This is a genomic window from Streptomyces sp. NPDC056883 (genome assembly GCF_042788835.1).
Classification (GTDB): domain Bacteria; phylum Actinomycetota; class Actinomycetes; order Streptomycetales; family Streptomycetaceae; genus Streptomyces; species Streptomyces stoeckheimensis.
In genome coordinates, this window is sequence record NZ_JBHUBS010000001.1 from 61907 (window position 1) to 87356 (window position 25450).

Consider the following 25450-nt stretch of genomic DNA (forward strand, 5'->3'; position numbering starts at 1 on the left):
GGCCGGGTGGGGGGTTTGGTGGCGAGGGAAGAGGGGGGTTTTTTTTCCTGGGTGGGTGGGGGAATCCCGAGGAAACCTCCTGGGGGGGGGGGGGGGTTGGGCAGCTGTCGCCCCGCCCTGGGGTGTGTCCTGGGGTCTCCGCAGTCCGTTGAGGAAGGAACCCATTCCTGTTCCGATCGGGCGAATGCCCACTCGTGCTGACCTTGATGACGGGCAATCAGGGTTAAGGGACGCCGCAGTTGGGAGTGGGTGCGCTGTACCTGTGGCCGACGCGTTGGATCGTCGCTGCGTTGGCTCCCGGCTGGGTGGCGGCCTCCAAGGTCAGTTGCCAGCCCTCTTCGGTTCTTCGGCGCTGGACAACGTACCGAGCAGGCAAGGTCCGGTGGACCGGTCCGATGGGCACACCCTGACCGAAGATCTTGGTTTCGAAGTTCGGATGGGTCTGCCGCAGCCGGAGCGGAATTCCGGGGGCGAGCGCCGCTGTTGTGGTCCCTGAATACAGCGATGCATGGGGGTGCTGAGACTGAGGCTGTTCGATGTGAACGGTGGGGGCGCGGTGGAGATCGCCGCGAGGCCGGCGGAGCTGGAGCGCCACCTGCAGGACGTGGGCCAGGGGACCAAGGAGCTCCTGCTCGGGGTCCGGTTCCTTGCGAGCGAGTACAGCACGGGGCCGGTGCACGGAGTCAGGATCGACTCGCTCGGTATCGACGAGAACGGCTCGCCCGTCGTCGTCGAGTACAAGCGCGGGCGGGACGCCGGCGTCATCACGCAGGGCCTCTTCTACCTGTCGTGGCTCGTCGACCACAAGAGCTCGTAACAGGATCTTGCTGAGATGTCCTGGTCAGCCGTGACCGGTGTGACGATTCGGGTCGACCCGGCCGGCCCCGCAGGCGTCCGAACGCCCTGTTCGGCGACAAGGGCTACGACTCCAACCCCAACCGCGCAGACCTCCGCCCTGCTCCACCAGTTCAAACGACTCGCCGTCCGATGGAAACGCCGCACCGAGCTCCACGACGCCTTCATCTACCTCGCCTGCAGCCTCATCTGCTGGTGACGCCTAAACAAGCCCGACTCATGATCGTGTTACGAGCTCTAAATGGGCGCGAGAGCGCCACGCTCCACGAGGGATTAGGTTGTATTTTAATGCGAGAGCTCCCAAAATGCGAATGTGTCCAACCGGAGCTATATTGGGCATGGCGATCCCGGGGTGTCTGGTGGTGCGGGAGGTGGCTGAATTGCAAGCCATGGAATACGAGTCACGCAACGACTCCGAGTGGAATGTGAAAGCTGCAGTCTCGTCTGAAGTGACTATGCAGCCGAATGAATCGGAGCCGGCTGCAATTTTGATTACTGGGCCTTGTCCAAGGTGTAGTCACTTGACCGCACATGTTGAGCCGATCATCTCTTATAGAGGAATGCAGCAGTCACCAAATTCGGAGATCACTAGTAACCTTGCGGAGGTCATGAGGAAGGCTGCGGCTAGTGTCCGCGAACGTGATGTTGAGGTAATTTGCGGCTGTGGGGACCTCCACCCGGCTGCTCCGGATACTAAACGGGGCTGCGGGGCTTCATGGACCTTGCATGTGGAGTGGGGAGACTAGTTGTGGTAGTTCGCGTATCACCTGGACCTCCGGGGACAGCTGCCAGTAGAGCCCATGCTGAACAGACCCAGGTTCTACTCGCCACCGAATTGGAAGGTGTTCGCGATCAAGCCGCCAAATGGCGTGACGGGCTCGCGGCTCTTATAGCGCTAATATCGACTGTGAGTGTCGTAAAGGGAAGGAGCAGCATTTCGGAGCTCCCGGAGACGCAGCAGGTGGTGGTCGGGGTCCTGTTGCTGGCTGCCTTGGTGACTGCGGCGGTTGGGGTGCTCATGGGAATGTTCGCCGCCTATGGACTGCCGCGCAAACGGGTGCTAGAGGGAGGCCTTGAGGAGCATGTGAGGTATCGGCACCAACGTACGGTCAGCTCGGTGAAGCAATTGCGTTGGGCGATAGTTCTATCCTTTGCGACTCTTGCCTTCTTGGTTGGCGCAACCGCCATAGCTTGGTATACAAGCCCCTTGGAAACGCCTACACTAATGAAAGTTGTATTGAGGGGAGGTCAGGTGCATTGTGGAGAATTTAAGGACAGCGGCGGGAGCTCGGTGAAGCTAAGCGAGAACGGAGCGCCAGTCGCAATCCCCACAGGCGGAATTCTGCTTATGCAAGTAGTTGAGAAATGCCCGTAAGCATTACCGCCAGGCATCTTTCGCTTGCACAGTCCCCCGCCACCCCTTGCTCCTAGGGGGGTCTTGACGCCAATTCTCGGCCGTCTTGATTTTATGCTCATGCAGCTGTATCAGGTACGGTTTAATCGATTCCCATAGGTATTTCGTAATGGTGTCGACCGCGTCGGCCAGTTGGATGGGCGGCTCTGATTCAGGGCCTAGATCCCTCTGGAGAGCTGCGCGTATCATTTGACGACGCCGTCCGGGAGGCGGGTGTGAACCGAGTCGAGCCTCACCTTCTTCTCCCGTCTCAATAACAGATATCCCGCGCTCGACTATATCGGCGCAGTTGAAGAAGAGATCCGCACCCCAAAAGCTCATAGAGAGATCAAAGCCTTCCTCGGCCTTTGCCTTAACCATCAACAGCAACCCCAATCCGTCGGCCTCGTACTCCTGCGCCCAACTGCGTGTAAGCACTTCAACCTCGCCACCACCAAACTCTGTCGCGTAGCGATCCGTGCTATCGAGGTGTCCAGTAATTATATGTGCGTATTCGTGGCCCATCACAAAGAGTTCCATTGAGTCGTAAAGGGACTCTGCTAGCCCCATATGAGGCTGCTGGAGTATATATTGTGGGGCCTGCCCCGGGTTGCCGTCTATTAGGTATCCGACGATCAACTCTCTGAAGCGCTGAGTGATGACAGGGCTCGCCTCAAGATTGGCAATGATGTCAGACGTGTCGGCTGAAAATTGTTGAAAACCATCAGAGTTTATATCGCCACCGGGGAAGGCCCTCGCTACTACTTTACTGAATAGTAGCGCGTAGTTGAACAGCTGATCCTGGATTAGAACGACGTATTGGCTACTTCCAGGGACTTTGACTGTGATGGCGTTTACTTCCCCTGTGGGGACTGTCCCCACAACCGGCATACTTGGGAGATGCATGGAAAGTCCCAGCACGGCATTCTGGATGCGACTCGCGAGATCTTTAATAATGGCATACCTCAGAGGATCCTCATATCTTGTGGGAAGACCTCTGGCCAATTCATCCTTCTGTTCGGATATTAGTTGCTCTATGCGTTGGGGATCCGTAATTCCCGCTTCGCGGTAGAGGGGTATTACTACCTTTTCTATTGCGTCGACCGATAGGAGTTCCTCTATTTGGGGGGCTGATCGACCGACGCTCGCATAGATATCCTTTTGAAGGCCCTCAAGGAAAGCTCGGGCAATTTCTTGAGGCATCTCCTACCTCGCTAACATGCGGCTGACCGCCTGTATCAATTCCTGCATACCGCAGCCCTGGTTATCTTGCAACTTGAAACCTGCTACCCCCGGCCCTCAGGCGGCGCGACGTTGCGCAGCTCATCGCGGTTGGGGTTGGGGTCGTAGCCCTTGTCTCCGAACAGGGCATCCGGACGCCTGCGCGGCCGGCCGGGTCGACCCGCGAGCCGCTCGTTTTTGTGGACGGTCCGCGGGTACGGGCATGACGGGCGGCTCCTCGGCGATCGAGTGGGGGTGACCCTTCCGTGATCGTGCGGCGGGGCCGTCCAGAACACCGACTTGCGGCGCGCCCTCACGTGCAGGCCCTCACTTGCAGAAGGTCTCCTTCGCTACGGCCGCACCCTTGGTCCAGCCGTCCGAGAACGCCTTGTTCGCCGAGGCCGGGGGGCTGGCGTCGCAGTTGTCGGCCACGGCGTCCCAGCCCGCGGTCAGCCCGGCCTTGTAGGTGGTGCCCGGCGTGGTGGAGGGCTTGGCCCCGCCGGTGCACGGCGTGGTGCTCCCTGCCTGTGTCACCGCGTACCTGTCGTCGGGCTTGCTCCCGATCGTGAAGGCCCCGCCGTCGGGAACGTTGAAGGTCGTCGGCGCCGCACCCGGCGAGGACAACAGGGCCTGTCCCTTCGCGAACCCCTCGCCCGAGAGGCTGACCCGGCCCGCCGGGTCCGCGGCGGACACGGTGCAGGTGGCGGCGGGCGCCGCAGCGGGAAGTGCGGTTGCCGTCGGCGCCGCGGCGAATGCCGAGATCCCCAGTGCGATCAGAGCGGCGGTGATGTGCGGGCGTCGGTGCATGGTGCTACTCCTCGTCAGGGGTCCTGACGCGCACGATCGGGCACTGTGCCTGCCCGCGCGTCTACGCGCCGCAGTCACTCCATGGTCCCCCGCGGGGTTGGGGGTGTCGACCGCACGGGGGACCGGCCGGTGACGGTGTACGGGGCATCCGGGCTGGTCAGAGGCCCAGGATGACGGCGTAGGCGAGGAAGAACAGGGCACAGACCAGAGCCATCAGACAGATGATTACGAGCGGCCCCATGCCCCAGCCTCGGGTGAGGGGACGGTACGGGCCGGCCCCCGAGCCGGTGCTCGACTCACCGGCGGGCGTCTCGCCCGGAGGGGTACCGCGGCGCGAAGGCCTGACCGAAGGGGCGGCATGGCGTGCCTACGGCTGAGAGCCCGCGAGCTGCTCGGCCAGCTCGCTCTCCTCCGCAGCGCCGAGCGAGGTCTTCAGGATCGTGCCACCGTGCGGCTGCATGGCCTCGGAGAACCTTTCCTCCGACACGATCAGGCCCATGATCGCCACGGCGGCCGCACCAGGCTTGAGGAGATCGTGAACGCGTCGGCGGAATTCCTCGTCGACACCCGATTTGCCGAGTTTCCCCAGCAGCCCGCCGACCGCCGCGCCCGCGACGAACCCGACTCCGGGCAGAAGGAACAGCACGCCGAAGACGATGCCCCACACCGCCCCGGCCGCAGCCGACGGACCGATGAGACGGCTCGGCGTGTCCACATGGGTCTCGCCCTGGGCATCCACCCACACCACGGCGAGCCCGCTCACGCTGACGGTGTGATCCCGGTGGAGCTCCTGCACGGTGGCGTAGGCCCGCCGGGCGGTCTCGGGGTCCTCGTATCCGATCACCATCAGCTCCGACATCAATGCCTCCCGGTGCGGCGACAGGACCTCAAGGCACGCTAAGCCCTCGCGGGGGCTTCGGCATCCCGCCATCGTGGAGACCTCGTGGGCCGGAATGCCGATGGATGGCTGCCGTGCCACGCTGAAACGGGGGATCACGCCGATCCCGGCATACGAGGCCGGCTCTGCAACCCATGGAGACCGAAATGGCCAGTGACGCCAGCAGACCCCGCGCAGGCACCGCACAGCCGAGTCCCTGGCATGCGCCCGTATCCGGCACCACCGTCATGGCGGCAGCCTTCATGATCTTCGGTGGGGCGATGGCGATCTTCGAAGGGATCGCGGCCATCACCAAGGACACCGTGTTCCTCGCGACGCGGCGCTACGTCTTCGAGTTCAGCCTGGCGGGCTGGGGCTGGATCCACCTCATCCTGGGCGTCGTCCTCGTCTTCGCCGGCTGCGCCGTCATCAGCGGAGCCCTGTGGGCGCGCTTCTTCGGGGTCGCCATCGCGGGGCTGGGCGCGATCGCCAACTTCCTGTGGCTGCCGTATTACCCCGTGTGGGCCCTGGTGCTCATCGCCGTCAACTTCCTCGTCATCTGGGCACTCTGCACGGGCATGCACCGAGAAGCGGACGCGGGCCCGACCGCCTGACCCCGCCCGCCGTACTCGACGTACGGCCCCCGCCGCCGGCGCGGCCCGCTGATCTGACGGGCCACGCCGCGACGGTGCCCGGCCCGTCAGAAGGAGACGGCGTCGCGGATGAGCGGGCAGGTCATGCAGTGTCCGCCACCGCGCCCTCGTCCGAGCTCGGCACCGACGATGGTGATGACCTCGACACCGGCCTTGCGCAGCAGCGTGTTCGTCTGCGTGTTGCGGTCGTACGTGAAGACCACGCCGGGCTCCAGGGCGACCGCGTTGTTGCCGCTGTCCCACTGCTGGCGCTCGGAGGCGTACACGTCCCCGCCGGTCTCGATGACCGTCAGCCGGGGGAGCCCGAGGCCCTTGGCCACGACGTCGACGAACGGGCTCGATCCCTCGTCCGTGATCTCGACGCCCACGGGCTTGTCGCTCGGGCGCAGGGAGAAGGTGTGCACCGCGTCCATGATCTTGGGATAGAGGGTGACGATGTCGCGGTCGGCGAACGTGAAGACGGTGTCGAGGTGCATGGCGGCACGCAGCTTGGGCATGCCCGCGACGATGACGTGCTGGGCGGCGCCGTTCTTGAACAGGGAGGCGGCGACTTGGGTGATGGCCTGGCGGGAGGTGCGTTCGCTCATGCCCATCAGCACGACGCCGTTGCCGACCGGCATGATGTCGCCACCCTCGAAGGTGGCCTGTCCCCAGTTCTGTTCGGGATCGCCCCACCACACCGTGGAGGCCTTGAAGTCGGGGTGGAAGGTGTAGATCGCCTTCATCAGGAGGGTTTCGTCGTGCCGGGCGGGCCAGTACAGCGGATTCAACGTGACGCCGCCGTAGAGCCAGCAGGTGGTGTCGCGGGTGTAGAGGGTGTTGGGGAGGGGCGGCATCAGGTACTCCCGAGCACCGGTCCCCTCGCGGGCGAGCGCCACGTAGCCGGACCGGAAGTCGTCCGGCAGGTCGGCGGTCGACAGCCCACCGATCAGGAAGTCGGCCAGCTCACGCGGGGTGAGGGTCTCGAGGAAGGCCCTGGTGTCGTCGAGGAGGCCGAGGCCGACCTCGTTGGCGGTGATCTTCCGGTCGAGAAGCCAGGTCCTGGCCTCGGCGATGGCCATGGTCTCGGCGAGCAGCTCGTGCAGCTCGACGACCTCGACTCCGCGCTGGGTGAGTTTGTTGACGAAGTCCGCGTGATCGCGCTGGGCGTTCTCCACCCACATGACGTCGTCGAAGAGCAGGTCGTCCGCATTGGTGGGGGTCAAACGGCGGTGCGCGAGCCCGGGTGCGCAGACCAGGACCTTACGGAGCCTGCCGACCTCGGAGTGGACGCCGAAGGCGGGCCGGGGGGTGCTGTCGGTGCTCAACGCATTGCGCCTTTCGTTGGATGGACCGGGGTCGGGCGACCCGATCGGGGATCAGGCGCACCCGATCGGGGATCGGGGGTCGGGTACGGGTCACAGCTCGATCCAGCCCAGGGCCAGAGCGAGCACGCCCACAAGAGCACCGGCGATGGAGACGGCACAGATGACGGCCTCGCCGGGGGAGAACAGGCGCCGGTTCTGCTCCCGCCGCGCCTTGACGAACAGGAACGTCGCAGGGGCGTAGAGGATGAAGGAGACCAGGACCAGCTTGAGCCCGGCGGCAAAGAGCAGGAACGCCGTGTACAGCGTGGCGACCACCGCGATCACCAGCTCCCCGCGCGTGCTCCGCCCGACGGTCTCCTCGCGGCCCGGCCCGGAGGCGACCTTCACGGCGAAGGCCGCGGCGAGCAGGAAGGGGATCAGGCTCAGCGCGCTGGTCAGGTCGAGCGCGAAGTTGAAGGCGTCCTCGGAGAACATCGTGACGACCAGGACGACCTGGCTCAGGGACGTGGTCATCAGCAGTGCGGGAACCGGCACGTCCTCAGAGGTGGCCCGCCCCAGGAACCGGGGCATGTCCTTGTCCTTCGCGGCGACGAAGAGCACTTCCGCGGCCATGAGCGTCCAGGCCAGATAGGCGCCGAGGACGGAGACGATCAGGCCGACGCTGACGAAGACCTTGCCCCAGGTGCCGACCGCGTGCTCCAGGACGCCTGCCATGGAGGGCTGGCGCAGCTCGGCGATCTCGGCCATCGGCATGATCCCGTAGGACACGATGGTGACCGAGGCGAAGACGGCGAAGACGCTGAGGAATCCCAGCACGGTGGCGCGCCCGACGTCCTCGCGCCGCTTGGCGTGCCGGGAGTACACGCTCGCCCCCTCGACACCGAGGAAGACGAAGACGGTGGCCAGCATCGTCCCGCGGACCTGGTTGAACAGTGAGCCGGCGTAGTCGGCGCCGCCCCAGTTGGCCGCGAAGACGTCCGTGTCGAGGCAGAACACTGCGAGGACGACGAAGACCAGGATGGGCACGATCTTCGCCACGGTCACGATCTTGTTGATCGCGGCCGCCTCTTTGACTCCGCGGCGGATCAGCAGGAAGAACGCCCACAGGCCGACCGAGGAGAGGACGACGGCGAGGACGGTGTCCCCGTCGCCGAGCGCGGGCCAGATCGCGCCGATCGTCGACATGATGAGCACCCAGTAGGTGACGTTGCCGACGCACGCGCTCGCCCAGTAGCCGAAGGCGGAGAAGAACCCGAGGTACTCCCCGAATCCGGCCTTGGCGTAGGCGTACACGCCCGCGTCGAGGTCGGGCCTGCGTACCGCGAGGGTCTGGAACACGAACGCGAGCATCAGCATGCCCGCACCGGCGATCGCCCAGGCGATCAGGGCGCCCGCGACCCCCGTCTCCTGGGCGAAGCGGCGCGGCAGGGAGAACACCCCGGCGCCGACCATGGAGCCGACCACCATCGCGGTCAGTGTCACCAGCGTCAGCTTGACGGCCGGCCGGCCCGCGGTGGTCGCCGCCGCGTCGTTGGTCTCGGCGTTGCTCATGACTTCCTTCGTCTACGACTCTCGGTGGTGGGGGCTGTCGGCTACGAGCCGATGGAGGCTCCGGACCCGGACCCGCCCTCGGAGCCGGTCACCGACCCGGCCTCGGGCGGTGCGACTTTCTCGATCTTGAATCCGGTGATGCCGTAGAGGACGCTCAGGGCCGAGCTGGCGTAGTTGAAGATCGCGAACGGGGCGTAGGTCAGGGTGGGGACGCCGAGCACCGCTCCCATGAACGCACCGCAGGAGTTCCACGGGACGAGCGCGGAGGTGACCGTGCCGCTGTCGGCGCAGAGACGGGACAGGTTCGTCGCTGCGAGCCCGCGCTTCTCGAACTCCAGACGGAACACCCGCGAGGGCAGAACGAGGGCGATGTACTGGTCACCGGCGACGACGTTCAGGCCGAAGGCGCAGGCGAACACGGTGAGGAACAGCCGGCCGGTGCTTTTCGCCGAGCGGATCAGTGGGTTCACGAGCCGGGCGATGAGGCCGAACTCCTCCAGCACGGCCCCGAAGGTGACCGCACCGATGATCAGCCAGAGGGTGAGGAGCATGCTGTCCATGCCGCCGCGGGAGAGCAGCTGGTCGATCAGCGGGATACCGGACTGGATGGAGAATCCGTTCGCCATGGCGAGCCAGATGCCCTTCAGCGACTCGAGCACGACGTTTCCGGATCCGGCGACGAAGTCCCGCATCACGGAGGGCTGCAGGAACGCGCCGAGCACGCCCGCGAAGATCGCCGCGGCGATGAGGGCGAGCGAGGCGGGCACCTTCCTGACCGACAGGAAGGCCAGGAGGGCGAGAGGGAGAAGGTTCAGGGGAGTGATGTGGTAAATGTCGCCGAGGTAGGCGAGCTCGATGTCCTCTCCGACCGGGTTGACCACGTCGCCGCTCTTGACCAGGCCGATCACCAGGAAGACCGCGAAGGCGATGACGAACGCGGGCAGTGACGTCCATGCCTGCCGTTTGATGTGCTCGTGGACGTCGACCTTCACCATCTGTGCGGTCAGCACCGTCGTCTCCGACAGCGGGGAGAGCTTGTCTCCGAGGTACGCGCCCGAGATCACCGCGCCGGCTGTGATCGCCGTGGACACGCCGAGCATGTCCGCGACCCCGACCAACCCCACGCCGATCGTTCCCGCGGTCGTCCAGGAACTCCCGATGCTCATGGCGATGACGCCGCAGATGACGGCCGTGGCCGCGTAGTACCAACTCGGTGACAGTGCCTGGATGCCGTAGTACACCAAGGTCGGGATCGTCCCGGAAAGGTTCCACACCCCGATCAGGGCGCCCACCGCCAGGAGGATGAAAACCGCACTGGTGATCGAAGAAAGGGCGCGCTGGCCCGCCTGCTGCACCGCACTCCACGGGTGGCCGTTCTTCATCGCCACCAGTGCCGCAGCCATCGCACACAGGACCAGGGCCACCTGGATCGGCCCATCCAGCGCGTCGAGCCCGAAGAGGGCCAGCGACCCGGCGACCAGTACGGCCAGCACCACCAGGGGCACGATCGAGTCGAGCAGGGACGGCTCGCGCACCGGAGAGCCCGACGCTTCGCCTTCTTCCTCGTCCCGCATCCCAGCCCCGTTCACGCATGAGCGTCGGCCGCGACGCCGTATCCCTTCGAGGAGTGGAATATAGCCCGATATCGGTAGATATCTCGTAGCTGGGAGAGTGTCGCGATCTGACGGCGTCCATGCCGAGGAGCGCACCGAAGCTGCGACAAGACCGCGCCGCTCGGCTCCGCTGCGCCATGGACACGTCCGCTGCGAGGCGTCGGCTCCTGGGTGCGACGGGCTTCGGTGGCTGTGGCTATGCGGCCGGTTTGCCGGGCTGGTCGTGGGTGGCGCAGTGGATGCCGCCGCCTCCGGTGGCGATGGTGTCGATCTTGACGGGCACGATGTCGCGCTTGGGGAAGTGTTCCTGGAGGATTCCGCGAGCGCGGTCGTCGGCTTGCTTGTCGCCGAACTGGGGCATGACGACGGCGTCGTTGGCGATGTAGAAGTTGGCGTAGGTGGACAGGAAGTCCTTGCTGTAGCCGGTGATCCGGTCGGGGTTGGGCTGGGGGAGGTCGATGACCTCGAAGCTGCGGCCTCGGGCGTCGGTTGCCTTGCTGAGCACGGACTTGGCCTGGTCGGAGGAGCGGGACCAGGAGTCGGCGGGGGTTCCGGGGAACGCCCGGTCCAGGAGGATCACTCCGGGTGCGGTGAACCGTACGAGGCTGTCGACGTGGGCGTCGGTGATGTCCTCGCCGCGTACGCCCTTGAGCCAGATCACCTTCTCGATGCCGAGGAGCTTCTTGAGTTCGGCTTCGATCTGGTCGCGGGTTTTGCCGCGGTTGCGGTTGTCGTTGACGATCGAGCTCTCGGTGATGAGCAGGGTCCCCTCGCCGTCGGTTTCGAAGGAGCCGCCTTCGGCGATCAGGGGGGCCTTGTCGCGCGGGATCCCGTACTTCTGGAGCAGGCTGGCTCCGATCAGGGCGTCGTTGCCGTGTTCCTGCTTGTTGCCCCAGCCGTTGAAGTTGAAGTCGACTCCGAGGACCTTGCCGGACTCCTCGACGAACACGGGGACGGAGTCACGGGCCCACAGGTCGTCCACGGCCAGGGGGATGACCTCCACCTTCGAGCCGCACGCCTGCTGGGCCGCGTCCTGCTGATCGGGCCTGGCCATGAGGACGACGGGTTCGTACTCCGCGACGGCCCGCGCCACGCGCGCGATGTCCTCGCGGACGCGGGGAAGGTCGTCCTCCCAGACGGACTCGAGCGCCGGCCACGACATGAAGGTGCGGGCGTGGCTCTCCCACTCGGCTCCCAGTCGCCGGCCCTCGCCCTTGGGGCCGGCCTGGTCGGTGGTGGGGGAAGCCGTGGGGGAAGCGTCGGGCTCGCCGGAGTCGTCGAGTGCGCAGGCCGAGGCGCCGAGGGCGAGTACGCCGACTCCGGCGAGTGCACGCAGAGCGGTGCGGCGGGAGGGGGAGAGTCCGGACATGGGGGCTCCGATCGTGAACGTGTAGGGCCGCGGATGAGGGATCAGGGGGCAGGGATCCGGCCGCGACGAGCGTCAGGTGAGGGGGCGCTCGTGGCGCGGGGAGGGTGCGACCCTTCGTGCCGTCACCCTGGCACTGACTGAAAATTTAGTCAATTTCTTGGTCGTGTGTCGCCCACTGGGCCCCTGTCGGAGCCCTACGCGCCGTGCGTCTGCCGCTCGGTGTCGCGACCCAGTCGCTCGATCTCCACGGACACCGCCTCCCGCATCAGGTCGCGCGCGTGAGCCAGGGGCAGGGCGCCGCTCAGCCAGCGCATGCTGAGTCCCTCCAGGAGGGCGGTCAGCCGCTCGGCGGACGTGGCGAGGGCCGGCGCGGGAGCCGTCGGCCGGATCCCGCCCAGGAGGCTTGCGACGTCATGGGTCCAGTTCAGGCTGGCTCTGGCCAGGTCTTCGCGGAGCGCGGGGTCGAAGATCGCGCTGGCCCGCAGCTCGCCCCACACCGTGCTGTTCTCGCGGACTTCGGCGAGATCCTGGAACTCCAGCAGCAGGGACTGCTCCAGCTCCTGCCGGGCGTCGTACGCTCCGGCGCCGCCGGCCCCTTCGGACGTGTACCGCTCGGCCCGGTCGCTGATGAACTCCAGGGTGTGGCGCAGGACGCCGGCCCGGTCCTTGAAGTGGTAGTAGATCAGTGCGGTGGACACCCCGGCTTCGGCTGCCAGCTCCTCCACGCGCAGCCCACGGACCCCCCGACGGGCTATGACCCGCGCGGCGCCCTTCATGATTGCCCCTCGACGGTCCGTCGCCACGTGATCCCCTCCTGGAAGTCTGCGTCCACCAGTGTCTCATATTGACTGAATGTTTAGTTAGAGGCACCATGCGCGGGTTGGGTTTCAGTCCGTACCGCCGAAAGAGCCACCGCATGTCCGCTCAGCTTCCTGGTGTGCAGCCCGCTCACGCGGCATTGTCGGCCGAAGACCCCGGGGAGATAGGCGGCTACCGTCTTCACGCGCGGCTGGGCTCCGGTGGCATGGGCGTGGTCTACCTGGCCTACACCCCGGGTGGCCGTCCGATCGCGTTGAAGGCGGTACGGGAGGAGTTCGCCGGCGACCCCGAGTTCCGCCAGCGCTTCGCTCAGGAGGTGGCCAGCGCCGAGCGCATCCATGGGCTGTTCACCGCTCAGGTGGTCGCCTCCGGCGTTGACGCTCCGACTCCGTGGCTCGCCACCGCATACGTTCCCGGCCCCTCCCTGCACCAGGTGGTCCAGCGCCACGGTCCGCTTCCGGTGCGCACGGTGCTGCTCCTCGTGGCGGGCATCGCCGAGGCCCTGCAGGCGATCCACGGCGCCGGCGTCGTCCATCGCGACCTCAAGCCCGCCAACGTGCTGATCGCCGAAGACGGCCCCCGCGTGATCGACTTCGGCATCGCCCGTGCGGCCGACGCCGTCGCGCTGACCGGCATGGGCCTGCGGGTCGGCACCGCGGCGTTCATGGCCCCCGAGCAGGCGCTGGGCCTGCCGGTGTCACCGGCCACCGATGTCTTCGCCCTCGGCGCGCTCATCGCGTACGTGGCGGGCGGCGAAGCCCCGTTCGGGCCGGGGCCGGAGTCGTCCGCGTTGTACCGGGTGGTGCACGAGCATCCCGACCTCGCCCGCGTGCCGCATGAGCTGCGGGATCTGGTGTCGTGGTGTCTTGCCAAGCGGCCGGAGGACCGCCCCGCGACGGTGGACCTGATCGCCGCCGTTCACGCCCATCCCCTGGTGGGACCTCGTCCGGAGTTCTCCGAGGGCTGGCTGCCCCAGACCGTCGGCAGCGAGGTTGCGGGACACGCCGGTCAGGCGGGGCCGGTCCACGTGCAACCCACCCTCGCGGCCCCGGCCGCTCCCGTTCCGCCCCCGAGGACCGACACCCGGCTCGCTTCCTCCTCGCACCGCGCCCGCACGGTCAGGAAGCGCCGCCCGGCCCTCATGGCTCTGGCCGTGGTCGCGGCCCTCGCGCTGGCCGGTGCCGCCTTCTACTACCTCGACTCCCTGCCGCCGGCGCAGGACTCGGCCAAGGCTCCCGGCGCCTCCGCCGCGCCGTCCTCCGCGGCCGCCTATGTGCCCGGCAACAAGAGCGTCGAGCTGACCTCGCCCGATCCCACGTACGAGTTCGACCTGAAGGCGGGGAAGGTCGTCCCCGCGGATACCGCCGCCTGGTACCTGGCGCGCGACCAGAAGGGGTTCGTCCTCCCCGAGGACGGTGACGCCTTCATCGCGGCCGGGGACGAGCTCGGCCCCGAGGACTGCGTTCTGGGCATCGATACGCAGCCGGTCACCGCGCTCGCCTTCTCCGACCTGGCCGGCGAGCGCCCGTTCTGCGTCCGCAGCCCCGATGGGCAGGACATCGCCATCGTCTGGCTGATCACGGCGCAAGCCGATGGGGGGCCCGTCACGGTGGCCATCGATCACTATCGCAGTGGAGGCTGACAGGAATTTCAGTTTTGGAATCAGAATCATTGACTGAATTTTCAGTCCACGGGAGCATGTGCGGAACACCCCTCTCCGTTCCCGCACCAGGGAGTCCCATGAACACGTCCGTCACTTCCCGACGCCGACTGCTCCAGCTCGGCGCGGCAGCTCTGCCGCTCGCGGCCCTCGGGTCGGTACTGCCCTCTGTTGCCCGTGCCGCCACCAGCCCTTCGGGCGAGACGCTTCGGATGCCCGCGGAGACCGACCGCCACGTGCGGACCTTCATGTCCTGGCCGGCGCTGTCGTCGGTCTGGTCCACCCAGCTCGCGGGGGTCCGCAACGACATCGCGCGGGTGGCTGACGTGATCTCCCGCTACGAGCCGGTCGTCATGCTGGCCCGGCCCGAGCAGGCCGCTGCCGCCCGGTACGCCTGCGGAGGCGGGGCCTACCACAGCATTCAGGTCGTCGAGATCGACAACGACGACCTGTGGATCCGGGACTTCGGCCCCACCTTCGTGGTCGCCCCCGGTGCGATAGCCGGAGTGGACACCAACTTCAACGGCTGGGGCAAGACCGGCACGTCGTACTACCAGCCCTTCGCCAACGACGCCGCGGCGGCCGCGACCCTCCTCGCCCGGTACGGAGTCGACCGGATCCAGGCTTCCTTCGTGGGCGAGGGCGGATCGCTGGAGACGGACGGCCAGGGGACCCTGCTCGCCACGGTCAGCTCGCTGGTGAACGACAACCGCAACCCCGGCATGACCCAGGACCAGGTCGAGCAGACGCTCAAGTCGTCCCTCGGCATGGACAAGGTCATCTGGGTCCCGGGCCTGGCCGGCCAGGACATCACCGACTGTCACATCGACTGCCTGGCGAGGTTCGTCTCGCCCGGGCAGGTCATCCTCGACCAGCCCGGCCCCGGCACCGACAGCAAGTGGATCGCGGTCTACAACGAGACCAAGAAGGTGCTGGAGAGCGCCACCGACGCCCAGGGGCGCCGGCTCACCATCACCGAGCTCCCCGGACCCGACCGGCGCTACATCCGGGGACGGGGAACGGACTTCCTGTCCAGCTACACCAACTACTACACGGTGAACGGTGCGGTCCTCGTGCCCCAGTTCGGCGACAGCTACGCCGACGACGCGGCCTACGGCATCCTGCGGACCGCGTACCCCGGCCGGACCGTCGTCCAGGTCCGCATCGACAACATCGCCAGCGGCGGCGGTGGCATCCACTGCGCCACCCAGTCCCAGCCGGCCGTACCCCCGGCAGCCTGACCCGGCGCGCACCGGCACAGCACAGCACGGCACGGCACGGCACGGCACGAGGGGAGGCAAAGGGCATGCGGCACGGTCTGTTCCAGTCGATCAGCGATCTCGTTCTGATCGCCGTCATCGGGCTGGCCGTGCTGGCACTCTCCGAGTGGGCAGGCGGCTGGAGCATCGGCGGCGTGCCGTACGGACCGGCCGGCCACGTCCTCGTGGCCGGTTGCGCGATGGCGGCGGTACTGATCCGGCGGCAGTTCCCCGCGGTCGCGCTGGTGGCCGCTGCCGTGCTCGTGGCGGTCGAGCCGCTGACGGGCGGGGCCCTGGCGGCCGTTGCCCATACGGCGGGTCTGCGCTGGGCCCGTCTGCGAAGCCGCGTCCTCCTGCTGGCCGCGTGCGCAGCGGTCCTCCTGGCGATCACCCTGGTGAACTCGGCCGGGCAACCGGCGCCCGTGCTCGGGTACGAGGTCATGGTCGTGCTCGTCACGGGCATCGTGTGCGGTGCTCTGCCCGGTCTGGCGGGCGCGCTGGCGGGCCAGCGCGAGCGGCTGGTCCGGGCCTTGCGGGAGCGCAACGCCTTCCTCGAACACGCGCATCGCTCCGCGGAAGAACAGGCCAGGTCGCGCGAGCGCGCCCGGATCGCGGGGGAGATGCACGATCTGCTCGGTCACCGGCTGAGCCTCATCGCCCTGCATTCCGGCGGGCTCGCGATGGCCACCGAGCAGGGTGATCCGGAAGTCCATCGCAGTGCGCTGCTGGTGCACCGTACGGGCCGGCAGGCGATGGACGAGCTGCGCGGCGTACTGGGGGTGCTGCGAGCCGGGGAGCCGGCGAGGGAGGACACCTCGCAGGCGCTGACCGCGGATACGGGAACCCGCGCCGATGTCACCGTCCTGGTCGCCCAGTCCCGCGCGGCCGGCATCGCCGTGGCCCTGGACTGGACCGGGGAGGAGCTGACCGGTGCGAGCCCCTCCGCCCGGCGCGCGGTGGACAGGGTGATCCGCGAGGCACTGACCAATGTGCACAAGCACGCGGCCGGGGCGTACGTGACGGTGTCCGTACGAGGGGACGCCCGGCACGTACGGGTCGAGGTGCGCAACGGGCCCGAGACGGCGGGCCGCTCGCCACGGCTTCCCGGCACCGACCTGGGACTCGTCGGTCTCCACGAGCGGGTCCGCCTGCTCGGCGGCACGCTGAGCGCCGGACCCACGGACCACGGCGGTTACACGGTGGTCGCGCACATCCCCCTGGGCTCCGGCCCCGTGGTGGCGGGTACGTCCGTCCCGGCCGGACACGAAGCCCTGGCAGCCGCGCGGACCCGGCGGAACCGGGTGGCGACGGCAGCGGCCACTGCGCTCGGTGTGCTGGGTGCCGTGGCCTTGCAGTTCGTCACCCTCGCCTTCGTTCCCTACCCGGGGGAGGACGAGCCGCCGGAGCCCGGGGAGATCGTCGTCTCGGCCGAAGGGATCGATCGCCCGGGTGATCCCGCCGGGCCGAGGGTCCGCGACCGAGTGACACCCCAGACTGTGAGGATTCTGCTGTGATCCGTGTTCTGCTGGCCGACGACCAGGAACTGGTCCGCGCCGGCATCAGGCTCGTCCTCAAGCATGCAGAGGACATCGACGTGGTGGCCGAGGCATCCGACGGGCACGAGGCGGCGCAGCTCGCCGTCCTCCATCAGGTCGATGTGGCGATGCTGGACATCCAGATGCCGGGCGCCGACGGGCTGTGCGCTGCGGAACGGATCGCCGAGCGGGCCCCCTCGGTACGCGTGGTCATGCTCACCACCTTCGGTGAACACGCTTACGTGGCCCGAGCGTTGAGGGCGGGGGCGGCCGGGTTCCTGCTGAAGGACAGCACCCCGCAGGAGCTCATCCAGGCCGTCCGCACGATCGCGTCCGGCTCACCGGTCGTGTCCCCTCAGGTCACGCAGCACCTCATCGACCGGTACCTCAGCAGCGATGAGGTACCGGTCGACCCGCGCCTCGACCGCATCGCCGATCTCACCCTGCGCGAACGCGAGGTACTGGCGATGGTGGGCACCGGGGCCTCCAACGCGGAGATCGGCAAGATGCTGCACCTGGGAGAAGGGACGGTGAAGGCGTACGTGAGCCGGATGCTGACCAAGCTCAGCTGTACCAACCGGGTCCAGGCGGCCCTTCTGGCCCGCGACGCCCGGGTGCGCACGCCTCCCGAGAGGCCCTGAGGTCAGCGCCCGGGAGAACCGGAGGAACCGGGAGAACCGGAGGAACCGGGAGAACCGGAGGAACCGGGGGAAGGGGTGGAATCCGGGGAAGGTGTGGCGGTGCCGTGCCCGGGCGCGGAGGACGGCGGTGCGGCCGTACGCGAGGGGCCGCGCGGGGATGCCGTCGGTGTCGGGGAGCCTCCGGCCGGTGCGGGCACCGGCGTTGCGCTCTGCCGGCCGACCGGTGCTTCCCGGGCGGGATCGGTGTCGCTTGCCTGCCGTGGAGGCTGTGCTCCGGCGACGCTGACGGCCAGGAAGGCCCCGGCCGCCCCGGCGATGACGATCTTGGACACCAGCGCGGTCCAGCGCATCAGGGCCTCCTCGGGTGAGTGACGGCGGCGATCAGGCCGTGACCGGTGACGTTCTGGATCTGGAGACCCGGCCGGGCGTTGACCTCGAGGATCAGCGGACCGCGGTCGGCATCGACGACGATGTCCGCGCCCAGGTAGCGCAGGCCCGTCGCCGCCGCGCACCGGCGGGCCGCGTCGAGCACCTCGGGCCAGTGCGGGACGGTCGCTCCGATGAGGAGTTCACCGGTGTCGGGGTGCCGCTCGGTCGGCTCCTTCCCGACGAGGGCATGGGTGATCCGGCCGGTGGGCAGATCGACGGCGGCGCCGATGGCCCGCTGGTGCAGGTTGGCCCGCCCGCCGCTGAACCGGGTGGGCAGACGCAGCATGGCGAGCCGCGGCCGGTCCCCGTCGCAGATCACCCGGATGTCCGGCAGCCCTTGGTGGGAGAGCCGTGCCAGATCCGGATGCGCCCGGATCAGGGGTTCGAACATGGCCCAGTCGCTCGGGCGGGGGGAGAACTCGCCGTCCAGGATGCGGCGCAGCTGGTCGGCGACCAGCGCTCTGGCGATCCGCTTGCCGGAGGAGGAGGTCCAGTGCCCTCGGCGCCGGCCGAAGGCCAGCAGGATGCCGTTGCCGCCCAGGCTCTGGTTCGGCTTGAGCGCCCAGCAGTCGGGCAGTCCGTCCCAGCACAGGGTGGCGATCTCCCGGCGGGAGCGCAGCAGCGCCAGGGTGGGGGAGGTCGGGGCGCCGACCGAGGTCAAGGCCTCCTTGGTGGCGTACTTGTCGTTGACGAGCCGGATGGCGGCCGACGAGTTCTGCTGGGAGATCCGGGCATTGCGCAGGTTCATGCCCATGACCGGGTCCCAGCCGCGGAGCCGGATCACGATGCGGCCCCCTGCGCCTTCGCCGCGGGCGCGAACCGGGAGAGCTCGCTCAGCCGCAGCCCGCGGTACGTTCCGGCGATCGCCGTCCACACCGCGCACACGAGCGCGAGCTGCAGGGGTACCGCCTCCGCGAGGTGGCGTACGTACGGCGTGAGCAGGAGCAGCGCCACCAGGACGGCCGTGCCCATCGTGAGGGCGGCTCCCGCGACGGCGGCCCGGAAGCCGTCGAGGTCCCATGTGTCCCACAGACGTTCGGTGATGATCGCCGTGACGACGACCGGCAGGGACATGCCCCAGGAGTCGGAGAGCCCGAAACTGCCCAGGCCGAGCTGGGTGGCGATCAGGCCCGAGGTGACCACCGCGATCAGAACGCCGAGGCGGGCGACGCGCGGCAAGTGCAAGCGGCGCAGCACGGGTTGCAGGGCGAAGCCGAGTGCGAACATCACCAGCGTGAGCGGCACCCCCAGGGTCAGGCCGGCTTGCGCGTACGCCAGGGCCAGGAGCACCGGGCTGAACGTGCCCAGCGTGTTCAGCCCGACGACGACCCGCAGCACCACGATCAGCAGGGCCGCCAAGGGCAGCAGGGCCATCATCGACACGGGGTCGATCGCCGGTGCCTTGGCGAACAGGATCCGCAGGGCGGAGGGCGCGGCGGTGGACTCGGGCTGGGTGAGGAGCCGCTTCCCCACGGCCACCTGAAGCCCCTGGACCTCCTGGCGTCCGAGCAGTACGGGAGTTTCGCGCTTGGAGCGGTTGTTGACGCTGACCTTGGCGACGAACGACCGGCCGGCCAGGCGCACCGTGGTGTCGACCACGGGGCGCTTCTCACGGCCGAGGGCCGAACCTACGGTGATCCTCGGCGCCGCGGCCAGATCGAACCCGAGGTCCTTCGCCAGCGCCGTGTCCAACGAGGACGCCGACGCACCCGTGTCGATCAGGGCGAGAACCTCGGCGGTCTTGCCGTTCGGTCCGCTGATCCGCACCATCTCGCGCTCACCGACGACCTCGGGCGACCGTCCCAGGGACCGGTCCGGGGAGCCGAGCACGCCGAGCAGGAGAACGCCCAGACAGGCCACGGCCGCGAGCACTTTCACGAGGACCGGCGCCCTCCCGCGCCCACCCCGGTGGCCGCCGGTCGCCCGGCGGCCGCCGTCCGAACTCGTTTCACTCTTCTCACTCTTCAAGAGGTCATGCATACGGACAGCCTTGATCAGCGGATCGGGCGTCCAGTAGTACCGATCGGCCATGGAGGGGCAACGAAAGTGAACTGCGCAGGACCCCGGCCTCCCCCTCACGGCGGCGGGACAGGGCCCGGTAGGGTGCTGACCATGGCGTCTCGCAGCACTCAGATCCTCGAAGCAGCCGCCCGGGTGATCGCCCGGCGCGGGGTCCGCGGCCTGCGCGTGGAGGAGCTGGCCGCCGAGGCGGGCGTGTCCACCGCTCTGATCTATTACCACTTCAAAGACCGGACCGGGATCCTGCGCCAGACGCTGGAGTTCATCAACGACCGCGCCGAGCGCTACACGACGTACCAGGATCCGGACGCCGCACCCCTCACCCCGCGGGAGGAACTGGACCGGACGCTGCTGCTGGAGCTCCAGGACACACCCGAGGTCAGGGAGAACAGCAGTGCCTGGGGAGAGCTGCGGGCCAGCGCCGTCTTCGACGAGGTCCTGCGCGAAGACCTGGCGCGAGCCACCCTGGTCTGGATCCAGGAGGTGGCGGCCCTGCTGGGCCAGGTCCGGCCGATGGCCCCGGCCGTCGCGCTCGCGGCGGCCGCCGAGCGGCTCACCGCTCTGCTGGAGGGCCTGAGCATGCGCTGGCTCAGCGGCACGCTCCAGATATCCCATGCCCGGACCCTGATGGCCGGCGCCATCGACGCCGAGCTCGAATGCCTGGGACTCTGAGCGGTCCCCCCTCCTCATGCGCCCGCCCACCGCGACGGGACGCTGACCGGGTTAGTCCTCCCCACCTGACCGTCTGAAGCCTGCGCCCGTTCCCGCGCGAGGCCGGTTCGTGGGCTCTTGTACATCTCCATGGCCCGCATACTGAAATTCTCGTCAACTCCGCCGTTTCCCGGGTCGGAAGCCGCCCTGCTCAGAACCTTGTCCGTAGGTATTGACTGAATTTTGAGTCAGTCCCTAAGGTGGCGCAACCCCGACAGCTCCGCCAGTCGAGGCTGTTGAGGCGGGCGAAAGACGCTCCCTTACGAAGGAGGCCACATGGGGGCAGCCGCCTCGAAGGTCGGAGATTCCGCACCTTCCACCGGCATAGAACAGCACTCGATCGACTGGGTGCCCATCGAGGAGCGGCACGGCAAACCCTCGAGCGTGGGCGCCATCTGGTTCGTCGGAAGCCTCAACCTCACCGGTCTGGCGACCGGCGTCGTGACGCTCTCCATGGGGGCCTCGCTCGTCTGGACGGTGATCGCCACCGTCCTCGGCTCGCTCTTCGGCACGTTCTTCATGGCGTTCCACTCGGCCCAGGGCCCCCAGCTGGGCCTTCCTCAACTGGTGCAATCACGGCCGCAGTTCGGCTATCTCGGAGCCGCGCTCACGGTATGGGTGTTCGCCCTGGTCAACTACCTGGCCTTCAACACCTCCGATGCCCTGCTGTCCGGCCAGGCGATGAATCTGCTCACCGGGATCCCCAACGGGCTCGGCTATCTGCTGGCGGCCGCGATCGCGACCGTGATCGCACTGTTCGGGTACGAGTGGATCCACCGGCTGAACAGGTGGCTCACCTGGCCCTTCGTCGTGGTCACCGCGGCCATCACGGTGGCGGCCCTGTTCGGCGGGGGGCTGCCCGCGGGCGTCTGGGACGCGGGACCGTTCGAACTCGCCCCGTTCATGCTCGTGTTCGTCTTCGTCGCCGGCTTCCAGCTGGGCTGGGCACCCTACGTCTCGGACTATTCGCGCTACCTCAAGCCCGACGTCCCGGCCCGCAGCACCTTCTGGTGGACCTACCTGCCCAGCGCGATCTCCGGGATCTGGGTGTTCCTCCTCGGTGCCGTGATCTCGGCCGGAGCACCCGAGGGCACCGACCCGGTGACCGCGCTGAAGCTGGCGGCCGACCGGTTGTTCAGCGGGTTCGGGGCGGTCGCGGTCGTGGTGCTGCTGATCGGACTGCTCTCCATCATGGCGATCAACCAGTACGGCGGCAGCCTGACCATGATCTCGATCGTGGACTCGTTCCGGCCGGTCAAGCCGACGCGGACCATCCGGGTCGTGACGATCGGGATCATGCTGGTGGCCGTCGGGACGGTGTCCACCCTCGTCGGCATCGATCGCTTCAACTGGTTCTTCGCCAACGTGGTGGTCGTGCTGACGTACCTGTTCATCCCCTGGACGGCCATCAACCTGGTGGACTACTTCTTCGTCCGGCGCGGCCTGTACGTCGTCAAGGAGATCTTCAACCCGAACGGCATATACGGCCGGTGGGGCTGGCGGGGGAACCTCGCCTACGCGATCGGCCTGGCCTGCATGGCCCCGTTCATGGTCATCACCGGTCTCTACGTCGGCCCCGTCGCGAAGATCCTCGGCGGCGTCGACTGCTCGATCTTCGTCGGCCTGCCCGTGGCCGGAGCCTGCTACTGGGCCTTCGCCCGGAGCCTCGACCTGGCTGCCGAACGCCGGATGGTCCGAGAGGAGGGGCTGCTGGAGCCACTCCACTGAGCGACCCGCGCGTGCACGTACACCACCTCCGCGAAAAGGAGCACCACGTGAACACACGGCACGACGGCGACAGGCCGCAGATCAGCCGCAGAACCCTGCTCGCCCGTACCGGAGCGGTCGCTGCCGCCCTGGCGACGGGCCCGGTACTCGGCGGCATCCAGCCGGCCGCGGCCGCGGGCTGGCGCGTACCCGGGGAAGAGTCGCCGCACAAGCGGACGTGGATGGCCTGGCCGTCCAGTTACACGATCTGGGGCAACACGCTGTCCAAGATCCAGACTGCTGGGGCGAGAACGCCACGAGCTTCTACGGGATCCCCGCCTCCGCCTACAACAAGGACCGCGCGGTCGCGCAGAACCTCGCCGCGTACGGGGGAGTGCCGTTCGCGAGGGCGGCCGTGGTCGGCGAGGGCGGCGGCGTGGAGTACGACGGCGACGGCACGCTGATGGCGACCGAGAGCTGCTGGGTGAACGCCAACCGCAATCCCGGCAAGACCCGGAGCCAGATCGAGGCGGAGCTGCTCTCCCGGTTCGGCGCCTCGAAGATGATCTGGCTGACGTCTGGACCGCCAATGCCGAGGCCATCCGCGACGTGCTGGTGAACGCGACCGACGCCAGGGGGCGCCGACTCCAAGTCCTCACCATCGAAGGCCCCGACACGCTGCCCCGGATCTCGCGGGGCAAGCAGGCGGCCTTCCTCAGCTCCTACATGAACTGGACGGTGACCAACCAAGCAGTGATCACCACCCAGTTCGGCGACACCGCCAAGGACGCGGCGGCCAAGACGGCCATCGCGGCCGCCTACGGCAGGCCCGTCGTCCAGCTCAACCTCGACAACCTGTACGGCAACGGGGGCGGTGGCGCGCACTGCGTCACCATGCAGCAGCCCGAACCCTGAGCAACGGGCCCGGGTCTCACCCATGAGACCCGGGCCGTCCTCGATTGCGGGTACGGAGGGGGAGGTCGACCCGGACCGTGAGTCCGCCGCCGGGGCGGGGGGTTGCGGTGACCTTGCCGTGGTGGGTGAGGGTGATCGCGCGGACCACGGCGAGGCCCAGCCCGAACCCCTTGCTGCGGCGTTCCGGACCGCGCCGGAACGGTTCGAAGAGGGTGAGGACCTCTGCGGGGTCCATGACCGGTCCGGTGTTGGTGACCTCGATGAAGGCCAACTGCCCTGCGACGTCAGTGGTGATGGTCGCCGTGCCTTCCGGGTGGTTGTGGCGTACGGCGTTGGCGAGCAGGTTCAGTGCGATCTGCTGGAGCAGGGAGGGGTCGCCCCCGACCGGTGCCGGGGCGGCGTGTGCGGTGATACGGACCCTCGCCGTCCGGGCCTCTTCGGCGAGGTCCGCGACGGCGCTCCGGGCGAGGTCCGCGAGATCGACCGGATGGTGTGTCAGATTCTCGCTCTCGCCCCGGGCCAGGGTCAGCAGGGCGTCGATCAGGCGCTCGGTGCGGGCGTTGGCGTCCAGCGCGCGGTGCAGGGTGGGTTGCAGGTCCGGGGGGACCTTGCCCTGGGCCAGGGGGATTTCCAGGGCGGTGCGCTGCACCGTCAGGGGGGTCCGCAGTTCGTGCGAGGCGTGGGCGGTGAAGTGGCGTTGTGCGGCGAAGCTGCGGTCCAGGCGGTCGAGCATGGCGTCGAAGGTGTCGCCGAGTTCGCGGACCTCGTCGTGGGGTCCGGTCAGGGCGAGCCGCTCGTCCAGGGTGCTTCCGGTGCTGATGCGCCGGGCGGCGGCGGTGACCTGGGTGAGGCGGTGCAACGAGCGACGGCCGGCCCACAGGGCGAGCAGTGCCGCGAGGCCGGCGAAGAGGGCGAGGAGCAGGAGGGACCGGATCATCAGGTCGTTGAGGACGCTGTGCCGGAAGTCTTCGAAGGCTTCGGTGGGAGTGGTGGGCATGGCCTCTGAGGTGCTCGGCGGCAGGGGGGCGGGGCTCTCCGTCGGATGGAGGAGCCCGGTGTCGGGTGCGCCGGGCGGCTCGGCTCCCGGGAGGAGGGCGGCGGACTGGACGATGAGGTAGCGGTTGTCCTCGATGAGTTGCCGCGAGCTCAGCCAGTTCAGCAGGAGCAGTCCGGCGCCGAGGACCGCGAAGAGCGCGGTGGTCGTCAGCGTCAGCCGGCCGCGCAGGGTCAGCCGGCCGCGCAGCGGCAGCGGCAGCGGCAGCGGCAGCCACAGCCGCCGCCGCAGCCGGTACGGGGTGGGGCGGGTGCGGGCCCGGTGGCCGCGGCTCACAGCCGGTAGCCGAAGCCGGGATCGTGGTGGACGAGCGGTGGTTCGCCGAGCTTGCGGCGCAGGGCGTGCACGGTGACCCGTACGGCGGTGGTGGCGGGGTCCAGTGCCGCGTCCCACAGCCTGTCCCGCAGCTCCTCGGTGTCGACGGGTGCGCCGTCCGCCCGCAGCAGCAGTTCCAGTACGCCGAGTTCCCTGGGTGTCAGCTTGAGCGGCCGGCCGTCGCGCTCGGCGACCCTACGGACGGTGTCCAGGCTGACGCCGTGCCGGCTCAGCACGGTGGCGGCGCTGCCGTGGGAGGCGCGTCGGCCGAGAGCCCGCAGCCGGGCGACCAGTTCCAAGTAGGAGAAGGGTTTGGCCATGTAGTCGTCCGCGCCCTGGCCGAGGCCGTCGAGAAGGTCGGAGAGGCTGCCGGCGGCGGTGAGCATCAGGATCCTGGCCGGGTAGCCGGCCGTGTTCAGGGCCCGGCAGACGGAGTCCCCGCTCAGGTGGGGCAGATCCCGGTCCAGGACCAGTACGTCGTACGTGGCGGCGGCCGTCATCTCCAGCGCGCGGGCACCGTCGTGCGCGACATCGCAGACCATGCCTTCCCCCCGCAGGCCTTCGGCCAGCATCCCGGCCAGCTCCACCTCGTCCTCGACGATGAGTACTCGCATGTCGTCCCTCCTCCTCCACTCGCCTCCGCGATGCGCCGTCCGGTGTGTGAACCCGCTGGTCAAGGATCCCTCGGGCGGGGTGAGCCATCGGTTAGGCGTAGCTCACCGATGGCTCACCGGAGGCCC

General features: G+C 68.3%; 21 protein-coding genes and 2 pseudogenes. 9 read left to right on the top strand and 14 right to left on the bottom strand.

The features are described from left to right. Nucleotides 1-508: 508 nt before the first annotated feature. Entirely contained in the window at nucleotides 509-817 is a 309-nt protein-coding gene (locus tag ACFRU2_RS00345) for a hypothetical protein (RefSeq protein ID WP_382966338.1), read from the top strand. 1416 nt (nucleotides 818-2233) lie between these two features. On the opposite strand, the gene ACFRU2_RS00350 is transcribed toward ACFRU2_RS00345, so the two are convergent. From ACFRU2_RS00350 to ACFRU2_RS00365, 4 genes and pseudogenes are all read right to left on the bottom strand, one after another. Beyond that, complete coding sequence (locus tag ACFRU2_RS00350) at nucleotides 2234-3451, bottom strand: hypothetical protein (protein ID WP_382966339.1); 1218 nt, start codon at nucleotides 3449-3451, stop codon at nucleotides 2234-2236. A 345-nt stretch (nucleotides 3452-3796) separates the two neighbouring features. Further along, nucleotides 3797-4276, bottom strand: coding sequence for a hypothetical protein (locus ACFRU2_RS00355; protein WP_382966340.1), 480 nt, complete (start codon nucleotides 4274-4276; stop codon nucleotides 3797-3799). Nucleotides 4277-4433: 157 nt separating this feature from the next. Then, nucleotides 4434-4592 (bottom strand): annotated as a pseudogene (locus ACFRU2_RS00360) (DUF6480 family protein); the annotation flags it as partial. A 51-nt stretch (nucleotides 4593-4643) separates the two neighbouring features. Next, nucleotides 4644-5135, bottom strand: coding sequence for a DUF1269 domain-containing protein (locus tag ACFRU2_RS00365; RefSeq protein WP_382966341.1), 492 nt, complete (start codon nucleotides 5133-5135; stop codon nucleotides 4644-4646). 185 nt (nucleotides 5136-5320) lie between these two features. On the opposite strand from ACFRU2_RS00365, the gene ACFRU2_RS00370 reads away from it, so the two are divergent. Further along, nucleotides 5321-5767, top strand: a complete 447-nt coding sequence (locus tag ACFRU2_RS00370; protein WP_382966342.1) for a hypothetical protein — start codon at nucleotides 5321-5323, stop codon at nucleotides 5765-5767. A gap of 86 nt (nucleotides 5768-5853) precedes the next feature. On the opposite strand, the gene ACFRU2_RS00375 is transcribed toward ACFRU2_RS00370, so the two are convergent. From ACFRU2_RS00375 to ACFRU2_RS00395, 5 genes are all read right to left on the bottom strand, one after another. Further along, the gene (locus ACFRU2_RS00375; RefSeq protein WP_351438744.1) at nucleotides 5854-7113 is read right to left on the bottom strand and encodes an arginine deiminase; all 1260 of its coding nucleotides are present in this window, start codon (nucleotides 7111-7113) and stop codon (nucleotides 5854-5856) included. Nucleotides 7114-7203: 90 nt separating this feature from the next. Beyond that, nucleotides 7204-8664, bottom strand: a complete 1461-nt coding sequence (locus ACFRU2_RS00380) for a basic amino acid/polyamine antiporter (RefSeq protein WP_382966343.1) — start codon at nucleotides 8662-8664, stop codon at nucleotides 7204-7206. Nucleotides 8665-8705: 41 nt separating this feature from the next. Next, nucleotides 8706-10238, bottom strand: a complete 1533-nt coding sequence (nhaC, locus tag ACFRU2_RS00385) for a Na+/H+ antiporter NhaC (protein ID WP_382966344.1) — start codon at nucleotides 10236-10238, stop codon at nucleotides 8706-8708. A 235-nt stretch (nucleotides 10239-10473) separates the two neighbouring features. After that, the gene (locus ACFRU2_RS00390) at nucleotides 10474-11646 is read right to left on the bottom strand and encodes an agmatine deiminase family protein (RefSeq protein ID WP_382966345.1); all 1173 of its coding nucleotides are present in this window, start codon (nucleotides 11644-11646) and stop codon (nucleotides 10474-10476) included. Between the two features lie 194 nt (nucleotides 11647-11840). After that, complete coding sequence (locus ACFRU2_RS00395) at nucleotides 11841-12422, bottom strand: TetR/AcrR family transcriptional regulator (RefSeq protein ID WP_382966346.1); 582 nt, start codon at nucleotides 12420-12422, stop codon at nucleotides 11841-11843. 140 nt (nucleotides 12423-12562) lie between these two features. On the opposite strand from ACFRU2_RS00395, the gene ACFRU2_RS00400 reads away from it, so the two are divergent. From ACFRU2_RS00400 to ACFRU2_RS00415, 4 genes are all read left to right on the top strand, one after another. After that, nucleotides 12563-14107 carry a serine/threonine-protein kinase gene (locus ACFRU2_RS00400; protein WP_382966347.1) on the top strand — a complete coding sequence of 515 codons (1545 nt, stop codon included), beginning with the start codon at nucleotides 12563-12565 and terminating at the stop codon, nucleotides 14105-14107. A 98-nt stretch (nucleotides 14108-14205) separates the two neighbouring features. Then, complete coding sequence (locus ACFRU2_RS00405) at nucleotides 14206-15366, top strand: agmatine deiminase family protein (RefSeq protein ID WP_382966348.1); 1161 nt, start codon at nucleotides 14206-14208, stop codon at nucleotides 15364-15366. Between the two features lie 65 nt (nucleotides 15367-15431). Further along, nucleotides 15432-16898: a sensor histidine kinase gene (locus ACFRU2_RS00410; RefSeq protein ID WP_382966349.1), complete on the top strand. Its 1467-nt coding sequence runs from the start codon at nucleotides 15432-15434 to the stop codon at nucleotides 16896-16898. Further along, entirely contained in the window at nucleotides 16895-17560 is a 666-nt protein-coding gene (locus ACFRU2_RS00415; protein ID WP_382966350.1) for a response regulator, read from the top strand. The genes ACFRU2_RS00410 and ACFRU2_RS00415 overlap by 4 nt, the downstream gene beginning before the upstream one ends. 2 nt (nucleotides 17561-17562) lie before the next feature. Here ACFRU2_RS00415 and ACFRU2_RS00420 read toward each other — a convergent pair whose 3' ends face one another. From ACFRU2_RS00420 to ACFRU2_RS00430, 3 genes are read right to left on the bottom strand one after another with little or no spacing between them, the layout of a single operon-like run. Then, nucleotides 17563-17910 (bottom strand): hypothetical protein, encoded by a 348-nt coding sequence (locus tag ACFRU2_RS00420; RefSeq protein ID WP_382966351.1) that lies wholly within the window; start codon nucleotides 17908-17910, stop codon nucleotides 17563-17565. Beyond that, nucleotides 17910-18773 carry a sugar-transfer associated ATP-grasp domain-containing protein gene (locus ACFRU2_RS00425; RefSeq protein ID WP_382966352.1) on the bottom strand — a complete coding sequence of 288 codons (864 nt, stop codon included), beginning with the start codon at nucleotides 18771-18773 and terminating at the stop codon, nucleotides 17910-17912. Before ACFRU2_RS00425 ends, ACFRU2_RS00420 begins: the two co-directional genes overlap by 1 nt. Beyond that, nucleotides 18770-19867: a 7TM domain-containing protein gene (locus ACFRU2_RS00430; RefSeq protein WP_382966353.1), complete on the bottom strand. Its 1098-nt coding sequence runs from the start codon at nucleotides 19865-19867 to the stop codon at nucleotides 18770-18772. Before ACFRU2_RS00430 ends, ACFRU2_RS00425 begins: the two co-directional genes overlap by 4 nt. A 234-nt stretch (nucleotides 19868-20101) precedes the next feature. On the opposite strand from ACFRU2_RS00430, the gene ACFRU2_RS00435 reads away from it, so the two are divergent. The 3 genes and pseudogenes from ACFRU2_RS00435 (at nucleotide 20102) to ACFRU2_RS00445 (ending at nucleotide 23341) form a co-directional block, all read left to right on the top strand. After that, nucleotides 20102-20680, top strand: coding sequence for a TetR/AcrR family transcriptional regulator (locus ACFRU2_RS00435; RefSeq protein ID WP_382966354.1), 579 nt, complete (start codon nucleotides 20102-20104; stop codon nucleotides 20678-20680). A 315-nt stretch (nucleotides 20681-20995) separates the two neighbouring features. After that, entirely contained in the window at nucleotides 20996-22447 is a 1452-nt protein-coding gene (locus ACFRU2_RS00440) for a purine-cytosine permease family protein (RefSeq protein WP_382966355.1), read from the top strand. Between the two features lie 217 nt (nucleotides 22448-22664). Then, nucleotides 22665-23341 (top strand): annotated as a pseudogene (locus ACFRU2_RS00445) (agmatine deiminase family protein). 16 nt (nucleotides 23342-23357) lie between these two features. Here ACFRU2_RS00445 and ACFRU2_RS00450 read toward each other — a convergent pair. Then, nucleotides 23358-24671 (bottom strand): sensor histidine kinase, encoded by a 1314-nt coding sequence (locus tag ACFRU2_RS00450; protein WP_382966356.1) that lies wholly within the window; start codon nucleotides 24669-24671, stop codon nucleotides 23358-23360. Next, nucleotides 24668-25324, bottom strand: coding sequence for a response regulator transcription factor (locus ACFRU2_RS00455; RefSeq protein ID WP_382966357.1), 657 nt, complete (start codon nucleotides 25322-25324; stop codon nucleotides 24668-24670). Before ACFRU2_RS00455 ends, ACFRU2_RS00450 begins: the two co-directional genes overlap by 4 nt. Nucleotides 25325-25450 lie beyond the last annotated feature (126 nt).

Bases quoted from the DNA above. Each gene is read 5' to 3' on its own strand.
- ACFRU2_RS00345 (WP_382966338.1), top strand. From the start codon at position 509: ATGGGGGTGCTGAGACTGAGGCTGTTCGATGTGAACGGTGGGGGCGCG.
- ACFRU2_RS00350 (WP_382966339.1), bottom strand. From the start codon at position 3,451: ATGCCTCAAGAAATTGCCCGAGCTTTCCTTGAGGGCCTTCAAAAGGAT.
- ACFRU2_RS00355 (WP_382966340.1), bottom strand. From the start codon at position 4,276: ATGCACCGACGCCCGCACATCACCGCCGCTCTGATCGCACTGGGGATC.
- ACFRU2_RS00365 (WP_382966341.1), bottom strand. From the start codon at position 5,135: ATGTCGGAGCTGATGGTGATCGGATACGAGGACCCCGAGACCGCCCGG.
- ACFRU2_RS00370 (WP_382966342.1), top strand. From the start codon at position 5,321: ATGGCCAGTGACGCCAGCAGACCCCGCGCAGGCACCGCACAGCCGAGT.
- ACFRU2_RS00380 (WP_382966343.1), bottom strand. From the start codon at position 8,664: ATGAGCAACGCCGAGACCAACGACGCGGCGGCGACCACCGCGGGCCGG.
- nhaC (WP_382966344.1), bottom strand. From the start codon at position 10,238: ATGCGGGACGAGGAAGAAGGCGAAGCGTCGGGCTCTCCGGTGCGCGAG.
- ACFRU2_RS00390 (WP_382966345.1), bottom strand. From the start codon at position 11,646: ATGTCCGGACTCTCCCCCTCCCGCCGCACCGCTCTGCGTGCACTCGCC.
- ACFRU2_RS00395 (WP_382966346.1), bottom strand. From the start codon at position 12,422: ATGAAGGGCGCCGCGCGGGTCATAGCCCGTCGGGGGGTCCGTGGGCTG.
- ACFRU2_RS00400 (WP_382966347.1), top strand. From the start codon at position 12,563: ATGTCCGCTCAGCTTCCTGGTGTGCAGCCCGCTCACGCGGCATTGTCG.
- ACFRU2_RS00405 (WP_382966348.1), top strand. From the start codon at position 14,206: ATGAACACGTCCGTCACTTCCCGACGCCGACTGCTCCAGCTCGGCGCG.
- ACFRU2_RS00410 (WP_382966349.1), top strand. From the start codon at position 15,432: ATGCGGCACGGTCTGTTCCAGTCGATCAGCGATCTCGTTCTGATCGCC.
- ACFRU2_RS00420 (WP_382966351.1), bottom strand. From the start codon at position 17,910: ATGCGCTGGACCGCGCTGGTGTCCAAGATCGTCATCGCCGGGGCGGCC.
- ACFRU2_RS00435 (WP_382966354.1), top strand. From the start codon at position 20,102: ATGGCGTCTCGCAGCACTCAGATCCTCGAAGCAGCCGCCCGGGTGATC.
- ACFRU2_RS00440 (WP_382966355.1), top strand. From the start codon at position 20,996: ATGGGGGCAGCCGCCTCGAAGGTCGGAGATTCCGCACCTTCCACCGGC.
- ACFRU2_RS00455 (WP_382966357.1), bottom strand. From the start codon at position 25,324: ATGCGAGTACTCATCGTCGAGGACGAGGTGGAGCTGGCCGGGATGCTG.